Origin of the sequence: Falsigemmobacter faecalis (genome assembly GCF_003863335.1) — a bacterium.
GTDB lineage: Bacteria > Pseudomonadota > Alphaproteobacteria > Rhodobacterales > Rhodobacteraceae > Wagnerdoeblera > Wagnerdoeblera faecalis.
In genome coordinates this window covers 48,981-69,020 of record NZ_RRAZ01000019.1, presented here as the reverse complement: position 1 = coordinate 69,020, position 20,040 = coordinate 48,981, and the positions used below count along the sequence as shown (strand labels likewise).

The window sequence follows — 20,040 nt, the reverse complement described above, 5'->3', positions numbered from 1 at the left end:
TTTGAAGTTTTGCAGCGGCCAGCGTACCGCCGTTCTCGCCGGGATCCTCGGGCTTTGGCCCGGCGCTCCGGCCGTGGCAGATCCGCCCTCTCTCTGGGCGCGCGACTGCGCAGCGGCGGGGGACGGCTGTGTGCTGTCGCAAAGTCTGTTCAGCCCCTCACAACAGCCGCTGGCGATCCTGCGTTTTCAGTTGCGCGGCGACGAGGCGGTGATGCAGGCGCTTTTGCCCGCAGGCGTGCATCTGGCCTCGGGCACTTTCTACACCCTTGATGGCGGGACCGAGCGGCGGCTGCAGTATCTGCGCTGCCGCGACGGGCTCTGCGAGGCCAGCCGCGCGCTGACGGCGCAGGAATGGCGCGCCCTGCAAAGGGGCAAAAGCCTCTCGCTTCTTTTCCGCCCTGCCGCCGGAGAGCCTCCGGCCGAGCTTCAGGTCTCGCTGACCGGGATCACCGCCGCCGCCAAAGGAGACCAGGGATGATCCGCAAAGCCGCTCTTGCGCTTGCCCTTCTGCTGCCACTGCCCGCCACTGCCGCCGGGCCGCAGTTCACGCTGACCCGGATTGAGACGCCGGCCTCGGTCTATCTCAATGCGGCGGAAATTGCCGGGGTGACGGCGGATTACACCGCGCGGCCGATCACTTTTGATGATCTGCAGCAGATGATGCACCGCCTTCAGGGGCTATATGAGGCCGCAGGCGTGCCCACGGCAGAGGCCGTTCTGCCCGCCCAGGACATCCACGGCGGCGTGCTGAAGGTCGATTTTATCGAGGCCGCGATTGAACAGGTGGAGGTGAAGGGCAATGGCTCGACCAATCCTTTGTTCTTCCGCCAGGCCCTGAGCCTGCGCGAGGGCGAAAAGCCCGATTTTACCCGGCTGGAGCGTGAGTTGCGCGTTCTGGCGCAAAGCCATGATCTGGCCCCGGGGCTTGATTTCGCGCCTGGCGCGCAGGCGGCGGGCACCCGGGTCACCATCACCGGCAATGAGCCGAAAAACCTGCGCTTTGCACTGTCGGCCGACAACCATGGCCGCGATGAGACCGGGCGGCAGCGGCTGCAGGCTTCGGTGCAATGGGCAAGCCTGACGGGCTGGCGCGACCGGCTGGGGCTGAATGTCACCCGTACCAGCGGGGCCTGGTCGGCGGCGGTCAGCTATGATCGTCCGGTCGGAACCGCCGGGGGCCGTCTGGTCTTTGGGATCCACGGCTCGAATTCGCAGGTGATCGGCGGCAGTTTCTCGGGCGCGCGGGTGGTCTCGGATGCGGCGGGCTTTTCGCTGGGCTACCGTTTTGCGCTGCAGATGGCGCATGACCGCTCGCTCTATGCCTCCTTTGGCATGACGCATGACCGCACCCAATCCGAGATTGCGGGGGTGCAGTTCGTTGACACCAAACTCAACGAGATCACGGCTGAGCTGAGCTATCGCCGCAGCATTCCGCTGACGGAATTTGGCGGCACGGCGCGGCTGCGCGCGGGTTCGGCCAAATCTGCGGGTGGGGCGCTGACCGATGGCGGCTACGGCGTGCTGCAGTTTTCGGGCTTTGCCAACCGCCGCATCTCAGAAGGCTATGCGCTGACCGCAGCCCTCGATGGTCAGATGGCCAGCAAGCTGCATCTGCCGGTGGCGCGTCAGTTTGGCGTCGGCGGCACCGAGATCCTGCGCGGCTATCCTTCTGATGTGCGCGCCGCCCCTGAGGCGCTGGCGCTGCGGCTGCAGCTGGTGAAGCTTGATCCCTGGCGGATGGGGGGCAACCGTCTGGCCATTCAGCCCTATGTCTTTGCCGATGCTGCGATTTTGCGGACCTCGGCCAGCATCGGCTCGCGCACCACCGCGGCGGACCGGCTGTTCTCCGCCGGTTTTGGCGCGAATTTCACTTTTGACGGCCGTTACGGCCTGCATGCGCTGGTGGGGGTGCCGCTCAGGCCCACCACCGGCTTCACCGACTCCGGCAGCGCCATCGCGCTTCTGGGGATCTCGGTGAATTTCTGACCTGGCCTTTTAACGATCTCCGGAGACCCCCGATGACCCTGTCCCTGACCCGCCTGTCTGCCTTCGCCTTGGCCGCCACCCTGGCCTTTGCGCCCATGGCTCAGGCTGAGACCGCCAAAACCGAAGCCCCCGTGCAGGATCTGGCGAATTACACCGCCTTCGGCTCCTGGCTGGTGAATTGCGAAGCCCTTAGTGTAAAGCGCTCGGTTTGTCGTCTGACCCAGGAGCTGACGCTGAAAGACAGCGGTGAGCTGGTGGTGCGGCTGGTGGCGCTGCCGGTGAAAGACGGCGCGCTGCTTTTTGCGCAGGTGCCTCAGGGCGTCTATCTGCCGGGCGGCGCGGTCTACCGCATTGCGGATAAAGAAGATCTGCCGCAGCGCGAGATGGTCTGGCAGCGCTGCCTGGGCGGCGTTTGTGAAGCGGCGACCGGTCTGGATGAGGCCGAGCTTGAGACCCTGAGCGGCGCGCAATCGGTGCTCTTTGGCTACCGTATGGACGCCGATGGCGAGCCGCTGATCGTGAATGTTGAGATGTCGCGCTTCAGCGAAGGGGTGGCGGCGCTGCGCGCGCAGCTGCCCAAAGACGAGGCGCAGTAAGCCCCTCCGGCCCCGGCGTAAAGCCGGGGCCATCCCGGTTTGTCCGGCGCCTTTTCTGAGCCTCTTTTGATCCGCCCCTGTTTGCCGCCGATGTGGAGTTTTCCAATGACCAATGCCCTGCAAAATCGCCCTGTCCTCGTTTCAGGCCTGCGCGCTGCCCTTCGGCGCGGGGTCTCGGCGCTGGCGATTGCCTCGGTGATTTCGGGGCAGATGGCCCCGGCCTGGGCGGATGCGGTGGCGCAATCGGCGATCACAGGAACCGGCAGCTATAACGGCGGCATTTCGCAAGGCAGCGCGGGCGGGCAGTCGGTTTTTGACATCACCGGGCAAAAGGCGGGCGGCGCGACCGATGTCATGGTCTATGACCGCTTCGATCTGGCAAAAGACGATACCGTCAACTTCCGCCTGAACCAGAATTCTGACCGCATCGTCAATATCATGCGCGGCAGCGCCGGGGTTGCCATCGACGGCGCGGTGCGCAGCTTTGAATATGGTGCGACGACCATCGGGGGCGATGTTTACTTCGTGACGCCCGGCGGTTTTGTGCTGGGCGAAAGCGGCTCTGTTCAGGCCGGGCGGCTGGTGGTGACCACGCCTTCGGGCGACTACCGCGATAAGATGATCGGCAGCCTTGGCTCGGGTCTGCAGCTGAAGTCCTTTGGCGATTACGTTGAAGAGATTGACGCGGGCGGCGAAGAGCCCGGCACCGGCTCCATTGAGATCCGCGGCCGGATTGAGGCGCGTGCCCTGAGCCTGCGGGCCGGGGCACGGATGCTGATGAACGGCCAGGTCACGGTCAGCGGCGCGGGCGGTGCGGACAGCGGCTATGCGCCGACGGCGGTAAATACGGGCGATGTGAAACGCGCAGCCGGGGTTGTGGTGCGTGACGGTGTGGTCAGCCTGCGCTCTGCGGGCAGCCTGGAGATCGGCGGCGCGATCTCTGCGGGCAATGGCACGGCGGGGGGGGCGGCGATCACCGCTCAGGCCAAAGAGATCACGCTGAAGCTCGATGAGGCGCATTCCCGGCTGGTGGCCGGGGCCGATGGTGACAGCCGTCCTGGCTATATCATCATGTTCGCCAAAGACAGCCTGCTGGCAGAGCGGGCGGTGAAGCTGGAGGCAAAGGGCACCGGCGGTCTGGTCTGGCTCGGGGCCGATCAGCTCACCCTTGGTGCGGGCGGCAGCGGTCAGGGCGCGGGCGTTCTGGGCGGCTCGGCGGGCGGCACGGTGATGCTGGAGGGCGAAGAGGTGCGGATCCTCGGCGGCTTCACCACCGGCGGCGCGCAGGTTCTTGCAGAGGCAGAGCGGATCCGGATCGACGGCAGCCTGACCACCTCGGGCGGCGATGTGATTGCCCGGGGCCGCGATATCAGCATGAGCGGTGGCAGCATCGACACCACTGCGCCCGGCGGCTCGGGTCTGATTGCCCTGGTGGCCGAGCATAACAATATCGACCAGGCCTGGCCCATCTCGGTGCGCGATGCCGAGGCGAAAATCACCCTGACCGGCGCCACGCTGCAGGGTGGCGCGGTCGTGGTCTATGCGGTCGCGCGCAGTGGCACCGGGACGGATCTGGATGACGCCGCCGCACTTCTGGCCAGCGAAGAGCGTCTGGCGCGGTTGCAGGATGCGTTTTTCAACAGCTTCACCTCAGAGACCATCACCATTCCCGCCACCGGAGACACCCCGGCGCAGGAGGTTCCCACCTCGGCGCTGAGCGACATTCTGGAGGGGCTGCTGGATGCCGGCAAAGAGGCCGCGCAGAATGCCTCTTTCTCGGCGCTGAAGGCGCTGGCGGCGCAATTGGTGGTCTCGGTCCCGGTCAATGCCTCGAAGGCTTCGGTGACCATCACCGACAGCACCATCACCTCTGATGGCACCCGGACGGCGGCGGGCCTTGCGCGGCTGAACGGCAAAACCAACTGGGCTGAGGGGGAGCGCGGTGCAGAGGCTGCGATCACCTCGCAGGGCCTGATTTCTGATGTCTGGACGCTGGATGGCCCGGCGATCCTTGGCACCAAACGTCTGACGCTGCCCGCCGACTGGAACCCGCCTGCCTCAGAGGCCGGGGCCGCTGTGGTCGGTGCGCCGCGCGAGGATGTCTATATCCGCGCCCATGCTGAAACCATGGTTGAGACCAGGCCCGGCTCGCTGCTGCCGGTGCCGGTCTCGGCGCTTGGGGCCTATGCCAGCACGACGGCGCTGGTGAAAATCACCGGGGCCACGCAGATCTCAGCGGCCCGCGATCTTGCCCTGCGCTCAACCGTGCGGGATGCGCTGGCGGTGGAGTTCAAGGGCGCCAAGATCGGTGGCCTGACGCTGGCGCTGAATGTCACCGTTCAGGAAGTTCAGAACCAGCTTCTGGTCGATGCCGAAAAGATCAGCGCCGGGGGCCGCGCGGTCTTTGAAGCCAAAACGGTCCGCAGCCATGACACCTCGGTCAGCGCCAATGCGGGCGATACCGACTGGCTGGCGGTGGCGCTGAATGTGGGGCTGAGCAGCAACCACACCGAAGCCGCCGTGAACGTCCGCCCCGGCACGGGCGGGGATCGCAGCACGGGTGGTCTGCATGCGGGCGGCGGCGTCGATCTGACGGCGCAGACGCTTTATCTGTCGAATTCGCGGGTCACGGAAGCCACGGTCAGCGAGAACAATCCGACCACCGCCGTCATCACCAAAAACCCCCATGTCGAGCCGCTGATCAGCGGCATGACCAAGGCGATCAAGCGCAATCTCGGCATGGATGCCAATTCGCAGCCCAAGACGCTTGGTCTGGGCTTTGGTATTGATGTCAATGGCTTCCAGGACGACACCTTTGCCTCGCTGAACGGCGGCTATCACGATCTTTCCGGCAATGGCAGCTACCGCGCCTTTGCCACCCCCGGCGCGGTGACGCTGTCGGGGGTGCAGTCCCTGAAAGTCCGCTCATCGCTCGATTACCGCACCACCACGGCGCTTTCGGGTCCGGTGCGTCGTGCCGTGGCGCGGATGGGCGATTTTGGCTTTGTTCTCAAGCGCAAGGCCGATCTTCTGGGGCTGAGCTATGACCAGCTGATCGGTCAGCACACCGATGGCATTTTTGCCGCCGGGGCGCTCAGCTATCTGGGAAGCACGACCGAGGCGGAGCTGGGCGGCGATATCCAGGGCGGCACCGTCACCGTCAATGCCGCCACCGATCTCGGATCGCTGAGCGAGGCGCTGATGGGGCTTTGGGACAGCGTGCAGCAGTGGCGCGATTATGCCGCGCGGCTGGAGACGCTGAAGGGTCTGCCCGCCCAGGCGCTCTCGGATGCCCAGGAGGATCGCGATTCCGATGCGCCGGGCCAGGCCTCTGCGGTGCTCGATACCCAGCCTGAGATGCCGGATCTGATGGAATATCTGCTCTCGGGCCTCACCCCCACTTCCGGGGTGATCTCGGCGGGGACCCGCTCTCCCAAGGCGGCACCTGCGCCGGGTTTCCCGGTGGATGACAAGGCGCAAAACAGCGTTATGGGCCTGTCGCTCAACGCTTTCATGACCAATGCCACGACGGCGGCGCGCATCCTTGATGGGGCGGTGGTCGCAACGACGGGCGATGTCAGTGTCACTGCCGCTGAAAGCTCGGCGATGATCTTTGGCAATAACTTCCTGCCAACCAACAACCCCTTTGCCAGCGACGGCCCCGCCACCGCGCTTGGCGGCACGCTTGGGGCCGAAGTGAACCGCGGTTCGATCAGCGCCACAGTGGGCCGCGCGCAGATTGAGGCCCGCGACCTCAATGTCACCGCGCTCAATGACCGCTTCATGGGCCAGATCGTCTATGCCGGGCGCGGCGGGCGCGAAACCGGCATCAGCCTGTCGCTTGGCGCCAATGTGACGCTGAAAAACACCACTGCCCTTGTCTCGGGCAATGCGCAGATCGATCTGACGCGCAATCTGAAGATTGAGGCAAAAGACGAGACCATCAACTGGGCTGTGGCGGCGGGTCTCTCGGGTGCCACTGCGGCAGGCAGCGGCGCGCCCGCGACCGCCGTGGGCGGCGCAGTGATCGTCAATTATATGGACCGCGACGTCTATGCCGGGATCGGCTACCGCAGCGGCGAAATGGCCGATGTGTTGGGCTATACCCGGGCCGCGGGCACGGCTTCGGTCAAAGCGCTGAACAATGCCATTGATATCGGTGTGGCCGCCGCAGGCGCGGTGACGGCGGAGGCCGCAAACCCGCCTCAGACCCCCGGTAACGGCGGTGGCGGCAAGAAAGATGACAGCATCCTGATGTCGCTGAACCCGCTGGTGGGCGACGATGTCATTGAAAAGATGATGCTTCTGGAAGACATCGATTTCTTCGATGATCTGGCAACCGAAGCGACGTCAGAGGTTGGCAGCCAGAAAACCGGGCTGTCGCTGGCGGGCTCGGGCGTGGCCAATGTGATCGTCTCCAACAGCACCCGCAGCGAGATTGCCGCCGGGGCGCAGCTGATCAGCACCGGCGATGTCGGGATTTCGGCGCAGAACAATGGCCTGACCATTGCCGCAAGCGGCGCGGTCTCAGTGGCGCTGCAGACGCAGAACGGCGCGGATGCCCTTGCGGGCGCGCTCAGCCTGACGCTGGGTCTGCGCGATGTCTCGACGCGGGTGGCGGGGGATGTCACCTCGGACGAGGGCAAAATAGAGGTCTCGGCCAAAGACGAGAGCCATACGGTCAATGTCGCGGTCGGCGGTGCGGGCACCTCAAAGGGCGATAAGGCCATCGCGGGTTCGGTCGCGATGAACCTGCTGAAGGGCGAGACCCTGGTCGATGTCGATGGCGCTGCGCTGAACGCGGCAGGCACCATCGATCTTCTGGCGGCGGACCGGTCCTGGCAGCTGGCCGTGGGCGGCGCGATTGCCGTCAATATGAGCATGGATCAGGGGCTGGGCTTCGGCATCGGGATCGGCTCGAACAATTACAACCGCCATGCGCTTGTGCGCCTGCGCAACGGCGCGGCCCTGGTCGCCCGCGATATCGCGGTGGAGGCGGGCTTTAACGCGCGGCTTTATGGCTTTGGCATTTCTGCGGGTGCGGGTAAAACCGGGGCGGCAGGCTCGGCTTCGGTCAATACCATCGTGGCGGATGCCCGGGTTGAGATCGGTGCAGGCTCTGAGCTGAGCGCGTTCAATGCCATCAAACTCACCGCCCGCGATGAGGCGCAGATCTGGGCCCTGGCCGGGGCGCTGGCTTTTGGGCGGCAGAACGCGGTGGGCGCTGCGGGCGCGGTCAATGTCATCACCGGCAAGACCCTGGTGAAAATCGACAACGCCACCCTTCAGGGCCGCATTCCGGCCCCGAGCCAGGCAGTGCCCGATCCCTATGCGGCGGCTTCGGTCAGCATTCTGGCCAGCGGCAACAGTAAGATCCGCAGTCTCGGCGTGGCCGGTGCGGGCGCGGCGGATGGCACGGCGGTGGGCGCGGGCATCACCGTCAATACCGTGGTTGCGGATGCGGGCATCCGGATGACCGGCTCGACCGTGCGGGGGGCCGCTGATTTCACCGCCTCCTCGACCTCGACGCGCAATATCCAAAGCATCGCCGGGGCTGCGGCGGCGGGCGGCAAAGGCGCGGGTGGCGCGGCCCTGGCCGTCAACCTGATCCTGAGCAATGACACCACCACAGAGCTTGTGGGCAATGACATCACCGCCTCTGCGGTGACCGCCAAAGCCGTGGCTGAGGGGAAAATCCGCTCGGCCTCGGTGGCGGTCAGTGCCTCGACGGGCTCGGCGGTGGCGGGTTCGGTCTCGGTGAATGTGATCACGGGCAACACCCGCGCCGATATTCAGGGCGGCACCCTTCGCGACGCGGCCAGTGTGACGCAGATCGCCGAAGACAATCAAAGCATCAAAGTGATCGCCGGAAATGCGGCTGTCGGCACCGGCGGCGTCGGGGTTGGCCTCGCCATTGCGGCCAATGTCATCGCCCAGAGCACCTATGCCAGGGGCAGCTATGCCCTGACCGGTGGTGAGGCCCCGGATCTGAGCGCGAGTGCGGTAAACAAGGCGCAGATCGCGGCTATCGCGGCCACGGTGGCGGGGGGCAGCACGACAGGTGTGGGCGTGTCCGCTGCGGTGGGAGACATCGGCAACCGGACCGAAGCCACGCTTGATACCGATGCGGTGACGGCGGGTGATATCACCGTCACTGCCGCCAACAACAGCCGGATCGACATTCTGGGCGGCGCGGCGGGTGTGGGAATGGGCGGCGCGGGCGTGGGGGCTGCGGTCTCGCTGGCGATGATCCATGACACCACCTATGCCGGGCTTGATGCCAGCCGTCTGACCCAATCCGGTGATCTGAGCGTGACGGCTTATAAGGAAGGCAGCATTCAGGCCGCCGCCATCGGGATCGCGGCAGGCAGCGGCGCGGGCGTGGGGGCCTCTGTCGTCTTCACCATGATCGGGCGCGAAAGCAATGTCGCGGGTCTGAAAGACGCCCATAGCTTTGACCCTGAGGCGGAAGCCGGCAAAGCCAGCACCACCGATGCCGCGCGCAAAGACGCGGATGGCACGAAGACGCTGGTCATGGCAGATCTGGAGAGCAACGCCGGAGCGGCCGGGGTTACAGGCCTCGACACGGCCCTCAGCAGTGCAAACGGGCGCATCGCCGATGATGTGACAGAAGCAAAGATCCGTCTGCAGCAGGCGGGTCAGTTCGGCGATATTCTGGTGCGGGCTGAGGATAAGGCCTCGATCGCCTCGCTGGCAGGTTCGGCTGCGGCGGGGGGTGCGGCCGGGGTCGGCGCGGGGCTGACCGTCAATCTGATGTTCGGCGCGACCAAAGCGGGGCTGGAGCTGGCCGCGGGGCGCAGCCTTGCGGGCAGTGTTTCGGTCCTCGCGCTGCAGACCGGGCGGATCAATACCCATGCCTTTGCCTTTGGCGGCGGTGGCTCGGCCGGGGTGGCCGGGGCGCTGAACGTGAATGTCATGAAGCGCGGCCTTCTGACCGAGGTGAAAGGCAATGGCGCAACCCTTGCCACCAATGCCCGGGATGTGATTGCGGCGGCTGATCAGACCGGCGATATCGACAGCATCGCAGGCGTTCTGGCGCTCGGCGGTGCCGCCGGGGTCTCGGCGGCGATTTCGGTCAGCTATGTCGACGACAGCGTGGCCACCGCGGTGCGCGACGTCGCCTTCGACACCCGCGAGACCGGGATTGCGGATCTGAGCCGCGCCGGAAATGTCACTCTGCGCGCCACCTCGGATCTGGAGGTCACCGGATCGGCGGCGAGTGCGGGTATTTCCGCAGGCGCCGGGATTTCGGGTGCGGTGGTTGTGAACGTCGGGGCCGGAGAGGTCAGCAACACCAGCTATGACACCACGATTTTCGCCCGAGATCTTGAGATCCTGACCCGGGGTGACCGCAATTTCACCGCCTATAGCGGCGTGGTTGCAGCCGGGATTGCCGGGCTTGGTCTGGCCACCTCGGTCAATACGGCTTCGGTGAAAGTCACCTCCCGCCACGACGGGCTGAGCGCGAAGCTTGGCGGCGGTGGCCGCATTGAAAGCAGCGCTTCGGCGGGGTTTGGCGGGCTGGCTGTGGGTCTTTCGGGCGGGGCTGTGGCGGTTGTCGGCACGGCGATTGCGAATACCTCAAAGTCGGAGGTCACGACGGAGCTGACACGCGCGGATGTGGTGGCGCGCGGCAATCTGGATGTCACCTCGGATCTGACGGCCTTCGTCTCAATGGATGGCGGCGATGACAGCGATATCGGCACCCTGAGCGGCGGGGCTGCGGTGGGCGGCCTTGCGGGCGCGGGGGCTGCGGTTGCGGTCAATGTCTTTAAGGGCCGCGCAGAGACGCGGATCGGCGATCAGTCGCGTCTCGCCGCACTTGGCGAGGACGGTCGTCTGGATGCAGAGGCTGCGCGCGGGCTGCGCATCCGCGCCGACAGCGCCGCGACCGTTGAAAGCTATACCATCATGGCCGCGACCGGGATCGGCGCGGCCACCGGGGCCATCTCAACGGTGGTCCTGCAGGACAGCGCCGCTGTCCGGATCGGTGATCTGGACGAAGACGGCTATTCCACCGGCCGCATCCTGCTGAACGAGCAGGCGGATGGCCAGCTGCGCAGCGATCTGGGCTATGCTCAGGGCAGCACCGCGCGCGGCCATGCCGCCCAGGACAGCGTGATCGCAGCCACGAGCACAGCCACCATCGAGGCCCATGTCGGCTCTGTTGCGGCGGGTCTGGGCGCGGGCGGCGCGGCGATCTCGGTGGTTGTCGCCGAAAATGAGGCGAAGGTGCGCCTGGGCGGCGCGGTCCTCGGGGCAAACCGTGACGTTGACATTTCGGCGCTGGCCGACACGACGATCGGTGGCAGCACCTCGGGGGCGGCAGCCGGTGTGGGCGCAGGGGCCTCAACCGTCAGCACGCGGTTCTTTGCGGCGCAGGCCTCGGTGGATCTGCTGGGCACGGATGTGCTGCCGCGAATGGCGGGCGGTTCGGGCGATCTGCGGATCACGGCGCAGACGCGGGCCAGAAATACCGGCCTGACCGGCGCTTTCAGCGCGGCAGCAGTGGGCGGCAGCGGCGCGGTTTCCGTCACGCAGTCCGACAGCGAAGCCGGGATCCGCATCGACAGCATCCGGGGCAGCATCGCCAATGAAGCGGTGAATGGCGTGGAAGATGCCGTTCTCAGCAGCAACCTTCTTGCGGCGGGCGATGTCACGCTTCTCGCCGACAATCTGCTGGACATCGAGGCCGATACCATGGGCGGCTCGGGCGGTGTCTTTGGCGGCACCTCGGTGGTGTCGCAGACGCTGATTGCGGGCTCCAAGGCGGGCGTCCGCATCGGTGCGGATCAAAGCCTTGAGGCCGGGGGAGACCTCTCGATCAGCGTCAGGGACCGGCTGGAAAGCGCCACCCGCACCGGCGCGATCAGTGCGGCGGGTCTGGCAGCAACCGGGATTGCGGTGGATGTGCAGCGCTTTGCGACCTCGGCTGAGGTCAGTATCGGACGCGGGGCCAGCCTGATTGCGGGCGGTGATGTGGCGCTTTCGGCCTCATCGGCGCGGCAGATTGATGTCGGGGTCTCGGCGGGGTCTGCAGCCGGGATCTCGGGGATCTCGGCGGCGGTCAGCACGATCGATATCGGCGGCACGCTGCAACCCGTGCAAGAGGATGAGCGCCGCGCCAAAGAGGCGGCTGTCGCAGAAGTGCAGGCAGCCCTTGCCGCGGCGGGCGATGACAATGCCTCCGGTCTGGCGGCCGGTGCAGGGGCGCGGGATGCGCAGGGCGCAGGGCTTGCGCGCAGTGCGGGGCTGAACCTTGATGGCAGCCTTGGGGCCGACACTGCGCGGGTGGTGATCGGCGATGCGGCGCAGATCAGCGGCCGCGATGTCACCCTTGGCGCGGTCAGCCTGACGGATGTGACGCAAAGCACCGGCGCGTTTGGCGCGGGCGGCATTGCCGGGCTCGCAAGCGGCACCGGGCTGATCCATGCCGGCGCCGGGGCGCAGGTCAGCCTTGGGCGCGACAGCACCGTTGCGGCACAGCGCCATCTGCAGATCTCGGTGCGTGAGGGCCAGGCCGCGGACGGGATTTCGGCTACCGCGCATACCGTGGCAGGGGCGGGCATCGCGGCCATTGCCGTGGGTGTGGCACGGGTAGAGGTTGCGGGCTCTGCCGCGATTACCATCGGGGCCAACAGCCATCTGAGCGGCGGTCTGAACAGCGAGGCCGGGGAAGGCGTGTCCCTTTCCGCGCTGCGCGATCTGGCCGCGACGCTGGAGGTGAAAAACCACGCAGGCGGCGGCTTTGTCGGCATTGGCGCGGCGGTGGCGCATGTCAGTGACCGCGGGCTTGTCCGCATCCGTATGGGCGAAAGCGGCGCAGAGGGCAGCCTTTCGGGCGGTCAGATCAGCGTCTCGGCGAAGAACGCGACCCGCCAGTCGGTCACGGCAGAGGCCGGGGCGGGCGGTGCTTACTTAGGGGCCAGCGGTGTCGATGCCCGCGCGGTCGCGGCCTCGGTCACCGAGACATCGGCGCTTGGCGTGACGATCTCGGGCGATCGGGTGTCGCTGGTGACGGAGGCCGCGCCCGATCTCAGCGCAGTGGCGCGCGGCAAAGCGCTTGGCGCGGTGGCAACCGGCATCTCGCTGGCCACGGCGGAGCTGTCGGCAAAGGTCACAGCGGATTTTGAAGGCGTGATCCGCGCCGGGTCGATCCTGATTGAAACCGCGCTGCGCGGTGAAGGGGCGCGGGCCACCGCCAGCTCCTCTGCGGGCGGCATTGGGGCGGGCGGCGGCGCGGATGCGACCGCGAAGGGCGGCTATCAGGTCGCGGCGAACCTGCGCGGCGATCTGGTCGCCAGCGACGGCGATCTGAGCATCAACACGCTCGCCGAGGGGCTGCGCTTTCAGGCAAACGGCGACGGCAAAGCCGGGGGCGTTGTGGCGGCCGGGGCTGTCACAGCCTTTGCGGGCCAGAAATCGGGGGAGGAAGCCGCGGTCAGCCTGACGCTTGACGGGCTGCGCAGCGGTGATCTGCTGCTGGCGCGCGACGGGGTGAAGATCAACACGCTGAATGCGCCGGGCTATACCACCCGGGTCAGCGCCGGTTCGCAGGGCGTCTTTGCAGGCTCTGCGGCCTCGGCTGAAACCCAGGCGCGTCTGGCGACTTCGGCGCTGATCGGCACGGTTTCGGGGGGCTTTACGCTTTCGGGGCGGGATATTTCGCTGATCACCGCGAGCCGTCCGGAGCTTTTGAGCTATGTCTCCTCCACCACCGCCAATCTGGCCGGAGCCTCGGGCGCGCGGCAGACCGCGGGCGTCAGCATCGCGCAGAGCCTGCACCTTGGCGCGGGGACCACGCTCACCGCGCGGCGCAGCGCCGATCTGGCCTCAGTGACCCGCATCACGCGCGGGGCGCTGGACGGCAAGGCGACGATCTATGGCGGCTCGGGCGGTCTGGCGGGCGGCGCGGCGGTCTCCTCGACCCTGCGCACTTCGGTCGACAACCGCTTTACGCTGGACGATGGCGCGGTGATTGAGATGGGCGCAGAGGCGGGGCTGGACGGCGTTCTGTCGCTGGCGGCGCTGAACGAATACGACATCCTTGAGCGGGCGGAACTGCATGCCGATGGCGGCATCGCCATCCCGAAAGCCGATCTGAAGATCATCGCTGAACGCTCGGATGCGATCCTGAGCATTCGGGATGCGGAGCTTTATTCCAACGCGGGCCTGCGGCTGTCGGCGGGCAATCAGGTGACGATCCTCGCCTATGCCAATGTCTCGACCACCGGTCTGGCGGGGGCCGCCTCCGGCAGCACGCTGGCGGATTTCACCGGGGCCGCCCGGGTGCAGGTCGGCGCGGGCGCGAGCCTCTTTGCGGCGCAGGATGTCGAGCTGCTGGCGGGCTATGCCCGCGGGCAGCTGCAGACCTTTGATCTGCAGGCCGAGACGCGGCTTTACAACAAAACCGCAGCCCCCATCAAAACCGATCCGAACGCCGATGCGATTGCCCGCGATGTCTCTTCGGTGGAGATCGCGGCCGGGGCCGATGTCAAAGCCGTGCGCGATATCGTTGTGGCGGCGGAAGGCGGCGACCGCCTGGTGCGCGGTTTTGGACGCGGCACCGATCTTTACCGCCAGGTCATGGCCGAGATCGCCTCGGCGGTCAGCGGCATCTTTGGCGGTGATCCGGTCTCGCTGGATATCAAATCCGGCACTTCGGTGGATCAGGGCAACCACGGTCTGACGCTGAACGGCAATCTGCGGGCCGGCGCGCGCAATATCCAGGTGCTTTACTTCGATGCCGCGAACACCGCGCATTACGGTGACTACGCGGATGATTTTCTGGCCCATGCGCAGACCACCTGGGACACCGGGACCGGAACGGCGGCGACCAAAGCCCTGAGCGACCGTCTGGCCGAGGTCAACGGCTGGCTGAATGCCCCGGCCTTCGCCTCCAATGAGATCGCCAAAGCCGCCTGGACCATGGAGCGCGCGCGTCTTCTGGCCGCGATTGATGAGATCCGCGGCGATGCCAACCGCGTGCAGATCACCGTGGGCGATATCCGCGCCTCGGCAGGCAACATCCATCTGCGCGGCACCCATGTGGCCGGAAACGGCAGCCTGGTGGCACCGGGTGATGCGCTGATTGAGGTGAAGGCCACTCCGGGCAGCACCGCCACCCTCGCCGTCGGCAATCTGACGATTGAGAATTACGAAGGCGGCGCCATCAGCTTCAACGGCACCCGTATCAGAGACAACGCCATGCTGGCCGATCTCTCGCAGGGTGGCACTGCGCCGCAACTGACGCTTGTCAGCGCGGAAAGCGATCCGGCAAAGCCCGTGATCCGTGTTGAGGCGGGTTCTGCCGAAGGGCGGCTGCTGCATCAGGGGGATGTCTTCAACCTTGGCGGTGAGGTCTGGTCTTCGGGCCGCGATGTCTCGATTTACCGCGAGATGCGGGCGGCGGATATCAACGTCTCCGGTGCGCGCTCGGTCTCGATGGAATATCAGCCCGGCGTGCGCTCGACGGGTGGTGCGAACCCCGAAGACGCCCACAGCGCTTATTTCAACACGGTTGAGGCGGCGATCCGGGCGCGGGTCCGCGGACTGAACGAGGGATCCTCGGTCACCTACCGCACCGGAAGCCTGCTGATCCCGGCCTTCCGTCCCGCCCGCGCCAGCGAGAGCGGCGGCATCTTCGCCAATTCCAGCATCTTCATTTCGGCCGATATGGTGAACGTCAACAGCACCCTGCGGGCGGGTGTGGGCGCTTATGACATCACCCTTCACGCAGGGCTTGATCAGGTGCTGCAGTCGCTGAGCGGCACCACGGATATCCTGCTTTATGATCCGGTCACCGGTCAGGGGCTGGCCGCGGCCATGGGCCATATCTCCAGCAATGCCGCGATCTCCTGGGATCCGCTGGCAAAGCGTATCAAAGTGGCCGATATCGTGGCGCTTGGCGGCGATGTGACCATTGTGGGCGATATTTTCTCGACCGGAAACGGCCGGATTGAGGTGCTCGATGGCTTCAGCGCGCTGAAGGTTGCGAGCCACTCGGCGCATACGCTGGAACTTGGCCGGGTGATGATCGGCGGAGAGCTGGATGCCAGCGGCCAGGCGAAGGGCGCCAAGGGCAAAATCTCGCTTTGGGATTATGACTACGCCCGCCCCGCCGGTCAGCAGCTGGTTTTGCGCGAATACACCCGCGAGGCCGGCGATGACCGCGCCTATACCTATGCCACCAAGGCCGACCGCGATTACATCTTTACCAATGTCACCGAGACCACAACGACCATTACCAAACGGCGCGAAGAGCTGATCCTGGTCGGTGGTGTGGTGGATCGGGACAATACCGTCACCAGAATTACCCATGAAACCGCGCCTTCGGTCAATGTGGTGGCGCAGGCGCCCTATCTCAGCGGCAGTCTGTCGGGCACGGATTACGCCTATGCCGTTGAGGGCAAACTTCTGGACCGCAGCGCCACACAGAAAAGCGCTGAGAAAAAGACCCACGATTCCGTTTCGATCCTGAAAGCGGGCTCGGGCTATCGCCATTACACCTGGACCGAAACGCACACCACTGTTGAGCAGTTTGAGCACCGGGTGAAGGCAGATTACGCCATCGACATCGTCTTCAGCGGTGCGGATGCCCTGACCGGGGCGCAGACGATCGACATCAATGCGGCGGGCTCGGTGGTCTTTGGCGGCATCGTCAATAACTACGGCGGCACGGCGCAGGTGCACTCGGGTGCCGGGTCGATCACGGCGGGCAATGGCAATGTCGTGCTCTCGGGCCAGGCGATGGACTTCAGCGCGGCAGGCGGCAGCATCGGCAGCGCGGGCCAGGCCCTGAACCTCGCGCTGGTGGCGGGGCAGGCCGTCACGGCGCGGGCGGCGGATGGCATCCATCTGGCTTCGGTGCGCGGCGATCTGCTGGTGGGCGATATCACCACCTCGCGCTCTGATCATCTGGTCTCTTCGGTCGGGGCGGTGTCGCTTGCGGCGCGGGGCGATCTGCTGCAGCAGGCCGGAACCCGCATCACGGGTGGCGACATCACCCTGACCTCGACCACCGGCGGCATCGGCGCGGGCGAGAGCCTTCGGATCGATCTGCAGGGGGCGGGCCGGCTTTCGGCCATGGCGTCGGGCGATATTGATGTCACTGAAACTGAAGGTGATCTGCGTGTGGCGCGGGTGATCTCGCAGGCGGGCGATGTGACGCTGCGGGCGCCCCGCGGGGCGATCACGGACGGGCTCGATGATGCCCGCACCGATTTCCGCACCAATGCGGAGCTGGCGCAGATCTGGGCGAATGAGCTGGGTCTTACGGCTTCGGGTGAGCGGACGGCGGCGATGATCGCCGCCCATGAGGCCGAGCGCGAGCGGATGTACCGCGACTACTGGGAAACGCGCGACCAGGCCAATGGCAACCTGCCGGGTGATTTCAGCCCCGGTGCGGAGATGCTGGCCGCCTGGGAGGCGCAGCGCAGCGAGTTGCGGGAGCGCGGGTTGAGCACCGATACGCTGGATGCAGACATCACCGCCTGGACCGCAGAGCGTCAGGCCTTCTGGCGCAGCCTTGACGGCGAAAGCGCCCGGCAGACCGGCTGGACCTATACCGCAGATGCGGCAGAGCGTGAGGCCATCACCACGGCGGCGCTCTTTGATCAGGGGCAGATGCTGCGGGCGATCTCGGCCGCGGTGGTGCGGCGTAACACCTCAACCCAGGAGGGCAATGAAGGCAGCAATGTCAGCGCCTACGGCTCGGTCTCTCTCATGGCGAGAGACGGCGTGGGCCAGGATCTCGATGATGTCGTGATCGATCTGCTGCAGCCGATCAGCACTGAAAACCTGCTGCTTCTGAGCCGGGCTCTCGCCCATAACGTCACCCATGACGCGGCCACCGGCACCATGCGTCTGCGCCGCTTTGACGATCTGAACGTCGCGCTGACGGGGGGCCGTGATGCGGCCACGGGTCTGGGCAGCGGCGTGCTGAATATCAGCTCGCAGACCGCCGGGCGCAGTGTCTTTATCGGCTCGGAGCACGGGCTGCGGCTGGGCACCATTACCTCGGGCGGCGGTGTGACGCTGCGGGCCGGGGGCGCCATTGAGGGCAGCCGGACCAGCGGCACCGATATCATCACCGCCGGAGATCTGGTGCTGGAAAGCGCAGAGGGCGCAATCGGCAGCGCAGCGCGTCGCCTGAGCGTCGAAATCACCGCGGGCGGGCGGGCCAACCTGCGGGCGAAGGGCGATATCCGCCTCTCGGCCAAGGATGCGCTGACGCTGGCGGAGGTTTATTCCGAAGCGACCGTCGATCTGACCGCCACCGGCGCGATGACCGATGCCTTTGCCACGGCCACGCCGCGCATCGTGGCGCGCAATATCCTGCTGAGCGCGGGCGCGATCGGCACGCTGTCGCAGGCTCTCGGGCTTGAGCTGGAACGGGGCACCGACGGCAGCCTGGGGACGCTGACCCTGACCGGGACGGCGGGCGATCTGCGGGTGCGGATCTTTGAAGATGCGCGCATCGCCGCCGCGGCGGTGAGCGGCACCATGGCGATCCGGGCAGAGGCAGATCTGTCGCTGGCGGGCCGTCTGGTCACGCCGGGGGCGCTCGATCTGAACGTCGCGGGCGATCTGACGGTTGAGCGCGCGCAAAGCACCGGCCATCTGAGCCAGCGTGATCTGACGCTCTCGGCGGCCTCGGTGGGGGGCGCTTCGGTGGCGCTGCAGATCCTGCAGACCGGGACCGGCGGTCTGGTCAGCCTGACCACGACCACGGGCGGCGCGCATGCGCAGCTTCTGGCGGACACGCGCCTTTCGCGTCTTTCGCTGGCGACGGGTGGTGAGATCGGGGCAGAGGCCGGACTTGCGCTGGTCGGGGCGGATGTCATCCGCTTTGGCGCCGGGGATCTGCGCCTTGATCTGCGCGGTGCGCTGGATCTGTCGGCGGCTTCGGGCACCGATATCACCGGCGCGCGTCTGCAGCTGATCTCGACCCATGATGTGGGCAGGGGCGCGCAGCGTCTGGAAACCGCGCTGGATGTTCTGACGGCGGATGTTGCGGGGGAGCTTCACATCACCGACGCAGGCGATCTGCTGACCGAGGCGCTGAGCGCGGGTCGGGTGCTGGATCTTCTGGTGCTCAATGATCTGACGCTGGGCGGCGCGATGCGGGCCTCGCAGGTGGTGATGACGGCGAACCGCCATCTCAACATCGGCGCGGCTCCGGTGACGGCGGATGAGCTGCAGCTCTTTGCGCTGAGCGGCCATATCGCCGGGCTTTCGGGCACGAGCGGGCAGATCACCACGCCGACGCTCGGCAGCCTGACGGCCTATGCGGGGGGGGCGATTGATCTGACCGGCACGGCGGGGCTGAACATCCGCTATGCGATTGCCGGGACCGATCTGCGGCTGACGGCCAGCGCGGGCGATCTGACCGCTTCGGCGCTTCAGGGCCGCAATCTCGCGCAGATCAGCGCCAGCGGTGACGTCACGGTGACGGCGCTTGGCATCGGGTCGGTGACCGGCGCGGATCAGGCGGGCCTCGGGCTTGCAGGGCTTGCGGCCTATGGGCGGCAGGATCTCGGGGCTGCGGCGCGGCTCGATGTGACGGCAGGCGGCGCGATCACCCTGGGCCTTGCGCGGGCCGAAAGGGTTGAGATGACCTCTGATCAGATCGACGCGGTGCTGACGGCGGCGCAGGCCAATGGCCATATCGATGCCACCGTCCGCGACAACGGCGATGACATCGGTCCGGTTTCCCGCATTGAGACCGTGGCGGGCCAGGGTATCGGTGATCCGACGGCCGGGGATCTGGCAGATCTGCGCCAGGGCCTCGACCGCGGGCTGCGCGATCAAAGCTCGATCTACTTCGACGGGCCGGTCAGCCAGGATGCCGTTCTGGTCCACCGCGGCAACCAGGTGCAATTCGCCGAGCAGGACGCCCAGCTTGACCAGCGCATCATCCGCGGCGACGAGGAGCTGCGTCTGAGCCGGGTCTTTGCGGGCATCGACGGCCAGGTCCAGCTGGAGCTGTGGCTGGGTCCGCAGGCCCGGGTCAATGTCGATCTCGGCACCGGCGCGGTGCTGGCGGCGGATCCGGTTCTGGCGCTGGAGACCCGTCGGGCAGGCTTTGTGCTGAACGGTCGCGAGGTGCTGTCGGAAGAGACCGCGCGGGGTCTGACCGAGCGGCTGAGCATCCTGGCCGCCGGGGCGGGGACCTTCCCCCTTGCCACGCCGGGCGAAGGGGCGGCCGCTGGCTCTGATGGCGAAGGCGAGGCGCAGCCGCTTCTCCAGTTCCGCCTGAGCCCTGGCTGGCAGAGCTTTCGCCGCGGGCTTGACCGGGCTCCGCTGATTCTTGGCGCGGTGAAAGGGCCGGATCAGGGCTGACGTAAAACGTTGGAATTTCAGCAGAATGGCGGGGGATTCCCCGCCATTTTCATTCGCGATCGCCGGCGCTTTGTGCCAGAATGCCCCGTTGCGT

General features: G+C 66.6%; 4 protein-coding genes. All 4 read left to right on the top strand.

Annotated elements, in window-relative coordinates; translation table 11 throughout:
• Nucleotide 1: 1 nt before the first annotated feature.
• The 4 genes from EG244_RS13515 to EG244_RS13500 all read left to right on the top strand — a co-directional run bounded on the left by EG244_RS13515 (nt 2) and on the right by EG244_RS13500 (nt 19,946).
• Nucleotides 2-478, top strand: a complete 477-nt coding sequence (locus EG244_RS13515; RefSeq protein ID WP_199737969.1) for an invasion associated locus B family protein — start codon at nt 2-4, stop codon at nt 476-478.
• Nucleotides 475-1,986: a ShlB/FhaC/HecB family hemolysin secretion/activation protein gene (locus EG244_RS13510; protein ID WP_158617310.1), complete on the top strand. Its 1,512-nt coding sequence runs from the start codon at nt 475-477 to the stop codon at nt 1,984-1,986. Before EG244_RS13515 ends, EG244_RS13510 begins: the two co-directional genes overlap by 4 nt.
• 32 nt (nt 1,987-2,018) lie before the next feature.
• Entirely contained in the window at nt 2,019-2,582 is a 564-nt protein-coding gene (locus EG244_RS13505; RefSeq protein WP_124965520.1) for an invasion associated locus B family protein, read from the top strand.
• A gap of 105 nt (nt 2,583-2,687) precedes the next feature.
• On the top strand, nt 2,688-19,946 hold the full coding sequence (locus EG244_RS13500) for a leukotoxin LktA family filamentous adhesin (RefSeq protein ID WP_158617309.1): 17,259 nt from the start codon (nt 2,688-2,690) through the stop codon (nt 19,944-19,946).
• Nucleotides 19,947-20,040: the final 94 nt, after the last annotated feature.

Bases quoted from the DNA above. Each gene is read 5' to 3' on its own strand.
- EG244_RS13510 (WP_158617310.1), top strand. From the start codon at position 475: ATGATCCGCAAAGCCGCTCTTGCGCTTGCCCTTCTGCTGCCACTGCCC.
- EG244_RS13505 (WP_124965520.1), top strand. From the start codon at position 2,019: ATGACCCTGTCCCTGACCCGCCTGTCTGCCTTCGCCTTGGCCGCCACC.
- EG244_RS13500 (WP_158617309.1), top strand. From the start codon at position 2,688: ATGACCAATGCCCTGCAAAATCGCCCTGTCCTCGTTTCAGGCCTGCGC.